A 6,427-nucleotide genomic window follows, 5' to 3' on the forward strand; every position below is an offset into this window, starting at 1 on the left:
TTATCACGAGTCGTGATAAGCATTACTATGACGAGGACGAAATCGAGGTGGGTAAGGCTATCACTTGCAGAGTGGCAGTAAACCATATTGTGGAACTCACGGAGGAGGAGAAAGCCGAAGCACGGCAGGAAGCCATCAAGCAGTACCAACGCGAGGAACTTGCCAAGATACAGAGCCGTAACGCAAGACCACAAAAGAGAGAAACGGCAGAGGTTGCACAACCTTCATTGTTTGACTTCTAAAAAGCAAAGACTATGGAACGATACGATTTAAGCGAAGCACGCATCTATGTAGGCACTTACGCCAAGTACAACGAAGGCTCACTAAGAGGTAAGTGGATAGACCTTTCAGAGTGTTACGACCAAGACGAGTTTATGGAAGTATGCCACGAACTCCACCAAGACGAGGAAGAACCCGAATTGATGTTCCAAGATTGGGGGAACATACCCGAAGAACTCATTGACGAGGGGCATTTGGATAGCAACTTCTTTGAACTGAGGGACGAGTTGGAGAATTTGGACGGTATGAATGTGAGTGCCTTTTGGATATGGGTAGAGAATACCGGCAAGGATTTAACCGAGTCCGTCTATTACCTAATGAGACAATTCAATTCCGCTTTTGTAGGCAGATATGTGAACAAAGAAGAGTTTGCAAGGGAAATAGTAAGTATGGAACACGAACTATCCGAGTTTGCAGAACGATATTTCGATTATGACAAATATGCGGACGAACTCTTTGACGAGGGGTATTGGTTTGAGAGTGGATATGTATTCCGTGACGAGTAAAACAAGGAGGACAGAAAATGAAACCAAGAAATAAATTTCAGAAGCAAGTGGCGGAGTTGGCTATCCAACTCCCCACCATTACCGACAAGCAAAGTCAGTGGGCATATACGCACCTTTTTGAGCATATTGCCAAGCGCAACACGAAAGGCGAACACACTTGTTTGGAGTGTGGACACCAATGGACGGACACACGGCATAAAGGCAAGACCACCATTTGCCCCCATTGCGGAACGAAACTCACCATACATACAGAACGTCAGAGGGTATCTAGAGATATTGCATACTATTGCGTACTTACCACCTTCAAAGGCTACCAAGTGATACGTTACTTCTATATGGAGGTGTACCGCAAGCAAGGGCAACCGATAAGACGATTTTGTTCTGAGGTGGTTGAGCGTTGGATGGCACCCAACGGCAAAAGCGCAGTATTGGCACGACTTCGCCCGATGAGTTGTTGGTATGATACGTGGCAGTTTGGCAGTAAGTTGGAAATCCGTCCCGACAAACTATTGTACGACATACTCCCACACGGCATTTACCCACGTTATGGAGTGATGAAAGACATTAGGCGCAACGGATTTAAGGGAGCGTTCCACGACCTTACCCCCTTTGAGTTGTTCCATTCCATTCTTACGGACAACAAGGCGGAAACCTTATTGAAGTCTGGACAAATCTCCCTACTTCGCCACTTCATTAGGGACAGATATGCCAAGATTGACAAGTATTGGGCATCTATCCGTATCTGTTTGCGCAACAGCTACCAAGTGGAGGACGGCAATTTGTGGTGCGATATGGTTGATACGCTTGCGACACTCAACAAGGACATACGCAGTCCGAAGTACGTTTGCCCCACCGACCTAAGAGCAGCACACGACCATTACCAAGCCAAGCGCAGAGCGATGAAAGAACGTGAGAACATTATCAAGAAGCGTAAGGAAGCAATGGAAGCCGAACAAGAGTACAAGCAACTCAAAGCAAAATTCTTTGGCATAGAGTTTACGGACGGCATTATCCGCATCCACGTTTTGGAGAGTGTGCAGGAGCATTTGGAGGAAGGCACAGCAATGCACCATTGCGTATATGATGCACGCTATTACAGCAAACCGCAGTCGCTTATCTTTTCTGCCACAAAGGACGGAGAGCGCATCGAGACCATCGAGGTATCATTGGAAACTATGAAAGTGGTGCAAAGTCGTGGCGTGTGCAACAAGAACACCGAGTACCACGAGCAGATACTCGCCTTGATGCAGAAGAATATGAGAACGATAGCGCAGAGAGCAACCGCATAACACAATCCATAAAACAAAGCAATATGAAAGTACAGATAGAAGGCATTATTCGCAGTTGGGCAGACGAAATCCCCAACATCATCGTGAGAGTAATCAATGCCATAAGCATAGCTGAGAACAAGGAGGAGTTGCAGACCGCACTCCTCCAAATCTCCCAAGAAACGGAACTTGACAAGTTTTTTGTCTATGGTTACGGTGCACATCATTTTTGGCTAACCCACCGTTGGCTATCGAATGGCGAGCCAATGGAACACAGATTACTAATCGCTGAATTTTGAAAATATGGAAAGGAAAGTTTATAGAGTACGCACGCAATACGTTTTTGAAGGAGTATTTGAGGTAGCAGCCACAGACCGAGAAGAAGCCGAGCGGAAAATCCTTGAAGATTGTGGAATGGTGATGGGCAGAGGAATACACAGCACACTGCCCGATGAACAAATCAATTGGGCTTTTAATACCCACCCCGAAGAGCGGATAATTGAAACAACTGAAAAGCCCTAACATAATGAGCCACGCAACCTCAAAATTGCGTGGCTTCTTTTCTTTTTCTTTGAACGAGCAGGCGACCAAAGAAAAGAAGCAAAAGAAAGTCGCAGGATTATAGATGTTTTCTATAATGTATAGACTTGTTCCCATGGATAATCAGAATTTGAAAAGTGACCATAACGAGATGTAGGTAAAAATGAAAACTGTCTTAATCCTAAACGCTCTATTATAGCTTCTGGTCTAAAGTCAAATCTCTCATTTATTAGCTGAGTCAGCATTTTATGATTATCTCTTTTCTCAGTTACAACTTGCAACATAATTGGCCTTTCTTCACCAAAAGCGTACGCTACTGAAATTGTACATTCATTTGCAAATCCGTTAGCAACAATGTTTTTGGCAACAAAACGTGCCATATATGCAGCTGTTCGATCCATCTTAGTTGGGTCTTTGCCAGAAAAGGCTCCTCCGCCATGAGGAGCTATTCCTCCATAAGTATCGACTATGATTTTTCGTCCAGTTAGTCCGGTATCATTCAAAAAGCCACCTTGTAGAAAATTTGAGTTTTGATTTATATTAAATTCTGTTTCAGATGGGTCAATAAATTTACTCAAAACATTGTCCACAATATCATTTTCCATAAAACATTTATCGACTTTACCCTTATGTTGAATATTAACTGATAATTTTTCTAGCCTATTATCATTTACTATTATTTGAATTTTTCCATCAGGTAATAGATAGTCGGAATTAAGTCTATACTTATCAATTTCTTTTGCTATTAAACTTGATAAATATACACCATAAGGTAAATAGTTATATTTATTATTGACGGCATATCCATACATAATACCTTGGTCACCAGCACCATCTTTAATGAGGCCCATTTTAAGTTGACTTGATTGGCATCTTAATAAATTTTGAACGGAAAGGAATTCTTCATATCCAATAGAGTGATACAGATCATTTACAATTTTCACTACATCTAATTCTAAATCTTCAATTCCGTCAATCTCTCCACCTACAACAACATTATGACCAGTACCAAGGCATTCTATTGCAGTGTGAGCATATTTGTTTAATTTAAGGCATTCATCTAATAACGCATCGCTTATTTGATCACAAATCTTATCAGGATGGCCTTGCAAGACGTTTTCTACAGTATATTTCATTATGATATGTTGTAATTTCTTTTTATTTCTGCCCAATCATTTGTCAATTTTTCGTTCATCTCCTTATACTTTAAGTTACTGATTGATGATTTATTATAGGCTAAAGCTGATTCATACTCAAGAACCATATAGAATGCCTGCTGAAGTGTTTCCTTTTTGGATAACTTTTTTTGAAAAAATAGATTTAAATCTTTCAAATAGTGAGCGTAGTTTAAAATAAAAGCTAACATGATATGCTAAGTCCATTAAAAAGAAGAATGAAAGAAAAAGTTGTAATATAGGTATTGTCACATCTAAATTCTTGATTCCATAATATGTAAAGAAAATAAGAATCAATGCGATTATTACGTTTTTAAAAAATTTTCTTGATAGTGTAGCCTTAACTAGGCTAAAAGTGAAAAAACAATTTTCAAAACAGTTTACTAACATTTTATATGTTCCAACTTTAATGGAATCATTATCATAGTAATTAGTAACTGGCTGATCTAAAAACTTAGTTCCTAAAGAATTATCAATAAACCCTTTTCTTCTACTGCTTGCAGTCATTGGCTGCATTAAAATCTCTACAATTATATAAAGCAGTGCGTATCCTATTATAGATATATAATTGATTATTGATAATATGTTTATACATCTTACAACAAACTCATTATTTTGTTTTTGTAATAGTACTGTTAAAAAAGGACATAGAAGAAGACTCCATAAAAATCCATTTTCAACAAATCTCCATTTTTCTAAGCATTTGTAACTAATTTCATAGGGTAATATTCTTTCCATGAGGTTTTCTTGCAAAGGTATAGTCTTTTTATGAAAAAGTGTCCATTTTCCCTTCTTTTTCAACTTCAATCTTAAAGATTGAAAAATAGGAAATATTCTACTTGTCTCCGCTTAACTAGCACTTTCAAGACTTTACCTCTGTATTTGCAAAAGGTCAGAAGTTCTTTGTAGATATTTCTATCTCCAGCTTCAATCTTTCGTAGCAGCTGACTTTTTGGATGTTTTCCATAACCTAAAATTCGTCCTACACCAACATTATATGACAGCACGGCAAGTAGCAAAGCATCTTTTCCGTACTTCTTGAATATCTCAAAGCATTTCCAAAGGTCTGCCCGAAGTAGGGAGTCCGCTTGCCATTCTGACATATTGGAAGAAAATTGTTCACCGGGCAATAGTCGATGCCCATATCCGACATATGGGTAATCCTTCTTGTCGTGCATTCCCTCAAAATACTTGATGCAGACCACCGCCCGCTCAAAGGGCGGGAGATCAGCGAGCCGCCTCCGCCTACTTTGAGCTGACAATGGTTGGAAACACATTAAAAGTAAACAAAATAATATGATTGTCTTGGCTAAATTCATTGTCGTATCGGTACTTTTACTATCACTTTGGGCGTGTCCTCATTCTTCTCGTTGTTGAAGTTGAATGATAGCTTGACGGTCTGTCCGAAGTTGTCCTCCACATACACATCAATGGTTTGTCGGTCTGTGGAAGCGGAGGTGTAGTAAAGTCGGAACACATCTTTTGTAAGCGGATAGCGGTCGTTGGGCTTGAAGACTGCTCCATTGTCCATTCTTAGCGTGCCTTTCCCGTCCGGTTGGAAATATCTGATGGTGTAGCGCGTGTCGGCAAAGTTGCCTTCCCATTTGAGCATACACCTGATTTCTGCCGTTTGTCCTTTGACGATGTCCTTCTGAACGGGCATCGTCTCGACAGTGAAAGGATAAGACAGCTGAACATCCAAATCCCTATCACAAGCAGATAGGCAAAACACGGCAAGGGTCAGCACACCCATTACCCAAATCGTATTCAATATCTTCTTCATCTTTTCTTCTACTTAAAAGTTTAACCTTAGTCCTGCTGAAACAACCGGACGAAAACGATGCACGTCCGTTCCAAAGAGGAAACGTCCCTGCGCCTTTATAAGAAAGAGAATTCTGTCCGTCAGGAACACTTCCACCGAACCATGCACGGCACCACCATAGACAAAGCGGGAACGGTCGAGCAGTGTTGCCCCATCGGGCAGCAGCCTTTTGTCCTCGTTCAGTTGCTCATAGCCACCCAAAGCGGATATGCCACTATAGAGAAATACGTTCTTGCCTCTGTCGGAAAGAACAGGGTGCATATAGCCCACCTGCAAGAGTGCATCTTTGAGTTTTACGTTATAACTTCTGTACGGCATATACTGCTGTTCATACTCTGCCATAACAAAAGTATAATTCTCACGACTCAAATATCGGGTGAGTGATGCTCCCATGCCGAAATTGCCAGCAGCAAGGAACTTTTCTCCCTTGATAAGCGGAACACTCCCCACGACCTCTACGCCCCTTTGCTTGGGTATCAGTCGCTGTGCCTGCGATGGCAAACAGAAAGTCATGGCCACCGCAACGCATACTGTCAAAATGATATTGTTCTTCTTCATTACCATTTCAATTTGAGATTATCAATCTTTTTTGCCAGCTGCAGGTCTTCTGTCGTTACATAAAAGGTCAGTGTGCGACCGCCATTTCTCTCATAGAGCGTCACTTCAAGCTGCTTGTCTTCCGCCAGAGAAAACTGCTCGAGCGCAAACACTGTGTGTTCACTGCCCATGCCACGCACCTGCATCACCTGATGATAGGCACGAAGTGGCTGTAATACTTGTTCCTGTATAGCGGTACGCTTTACCATCTTCTTATCAACCACCTTAAATGTGATAAAA

General features: G+C 41.2%; 11 protein-coding genes. 5 read left to right on the plus strand and 6 right to left on the minus strand.

Going from position 1 to position 6,427, the window contains the following annotated elements; all coding sequences use genetic code 11:
- The 5 genes from JCM12259_RS12115 to JCM12259_RS12135 form a co-directional block, all read left to right on the plus strand.
- Window positions 1–242, plus strand: a 242-nt coding sequence (locus JCM12259_RS12115; RefSeq protein WP_025066636.1) for a Cas9 inhibitor AcrIIA9 family protein, incomplete at its 5' end; no start/stop codon positions are given.
- Between the two features lie 12 nt (window positions 243–254).
- Window positions 255–785 carry an antirestriction protein ArdA gene (locus tag JCM12259_RS12120; RefSeq protein WP_025066637.1) on the plus strand — a complete coding sequence of 177 codons (531 nt, stop codon included), beginning with the start codon at window positions 255–257 and terminating at the stop codon, window positions 783–785.
- A 17-nt stretch (window positions 786–802) separates the two neighbouring features.
- The gene (locus tag JCM12259_RS12125) at window positions 803–2,074 is read left to right on the plus strand and encodes a PcfJ domain-containing protein (RefSeq protein ID WP_025066638.1); all 1,272 of its coding nucleotides are present in this window, start codon (window positions 803–805) and stop codon (window positions 2,072–2,074) included.
- Between the two features lie 23 nt (window positions 2,075–2,097).
- On the plus strand, window positions 2,098–2,352 hold the full coding sequence (locus JCM12259_RS12130) for a DUF8466 domain-containing protein (protein ID WP_025066639.1): 255 nt from the start codon (window positions 2,098–2,100) through the stop codon (window positions 2,350–2,352).
- 4 nt (window positions 2,353–2,356) lie between these two features.
- Complete coding sequence (locus JCM12259_RS12135; protein ID WP_025066640.1) at window positions 2,357–2,575, plus strand: hypothetical protein; 219 nt, start codon at window positions 2,357–2,359, stop codon at window positions 2,573–2,575.
- A 110-nt stretch (window positions 2,576–2,685) separates the two neighbouring features.
- On the opposite strand, the gene metK is transcribed toward JCM12259_RS12135, so the two are convergent.
- The 6 genes from metK to JCM12259_RS12165 all read right to left on the minus strand — a co-directional run.
- The gene (gene metK / locus JCM12259_RS12140) at window positions 2,686–3,729 is read right to left on the minus strand and encodes a methionine adenosyltransferase (RefSeq protein WP_004380961.1); all 1,044 of its coding nucleotides are present in this window, start codon (window positions 3,727–3,729) and stop codon (window positions 2,686–2,688) included.
- Between the two features lie 117 nt (window positions 3,730–3,846).
- Window positions 3,847–4,506 carry a hypothetical protein gene (locus tag JCM12259_RS15530; RefSeq protein WP_234396614.1) on the minus strand — a complete coding sequence of 220 codons (660 nt, stop codon included), beginning with the start codon at window positions 4,504–4,506 and terminating at the stop codon, window positions 3,847–3,849.
- Window positions 4,507–4,577: 71 nt separating this feature from the next.
- Window positions 4,578–5,087, minus strand: coding sequence for a glycoside hydrolase family protein (locus tag JCM12259_RS12150; protein ID WP_025066641.1), 510 nt, complete (start codon window positions 5,085–5,087; stop codon window positions 4,578–4,580).
- Entirely contained in the window at window positions 5,084–5,551 is a 468-nt protein-coding gene (locus tag JCM12259_RS12155) for a DUF3872 domain-containing protein (RefSeq protein ID WP_025066642.1), read from the minus strand. The genes JCM12259_RS12150 and JCM12259_RS12155 overlap by 4 nt, the downstream gene beginning before the upstream one ends.
- Before the next feature lie 12 nt (window positions 5,552–5,563).
- Window positions 5,564–6,154, minus strand: a complete 591-nt coding sequence (locus tag JCM12259_RS12160; protein WP_025066643.1) for a conjugal transfer protein TraO — start codon at window positions 6,152–6,154, stop codon at window positions 5,564–5,566.
- Window positions 6,148–6,427: DUF4138 domain-containing protein (locus JCM12259_RS12165; protein ID WP_025066644.1), on the minus strand; the 280-nt coding region annotated here is incomplete at its 5' end. The genes JCM12259_RS12160 and JCM12259_RS12165, both read right to left, overlap by 7 nt.

Origin of the sequence: Hoylesella enoeca JCM 12259 (assembly GCF_000613405.1) — a bacterium.
Classification (GTDB): Bacteria; Bacteroidota; Bacteroidia; order Bacteroidales; family Bacteroidaceae; genus Prevotella; species Prevotella enoeca.

Excerpts from the sequence above, each read along its gene's own strand:
- JCM12259_RS12120 (WP_025066637.1), top strand. The coding sequence starts at position 255 with ATGGAACGATACGATTTAAGCGAAGCACGCATCTATGTAGGCACTTAC.
- JCM12259_RS12125 (WP_025066638.1), top strand. The coding sequence starts at position 803 with ATGAAACCAAGAAATAAATTTCAGAAGCAAGTGGCGGAGTTGGCTATC.
- JCM12259_RS12130 (WP_025066639.1), top strand. The coding sequence starts at position 2,098 with ATGAAAGTACAGATAGAAGGCATTATTCGCAGTTGGGCAGACGAAATC.
- JCM12259_RS12135 (WP_025066640.1), top strand. The coding sequence starts at position 2,357 with ATGGAAAGGAAAGTTTATAGAGTACGCACGCAATACGTTTTTGAAGGA.
- metK (WP_004380961.1), bottom strand. The coding sequence starts at position 3,729 with ATGAAATATACTGTAGAAAACGTCTTGCAAGGCCATCCTGATAAGATT.
- JCM12259_RS15530 (WP_234396614.1), bottom strand. The coding sequence starts at position 4,506 with ATGGAAAGAATATTACCCTATGAAATTAGTTACAAATGCTTAGAAAAA.
- JCM12259_RS12150 (WP_025066641.1), bottom strand. The coding sequence starts at position 5,087 with ATGAATTTAGCCAAGACAATCATATTATTTTGTTTACTTTTAATGTGT.
- JCM12259_RS12155 (WP_025066642.1), bottom strand. The coding sequence starts at position 5,551 with ATGAAGAAGATATTGAATACGATTTGGGTAATGGGTGTGCTGACCCTT.
- JCM12259_RS12160 (WP_025066643.1), bottom strand. The coding sequence starts at position 6,154 with ATGGTAATGAAGAAGAACAATATCATTTTGACAGTATGCGTTGCGGTG.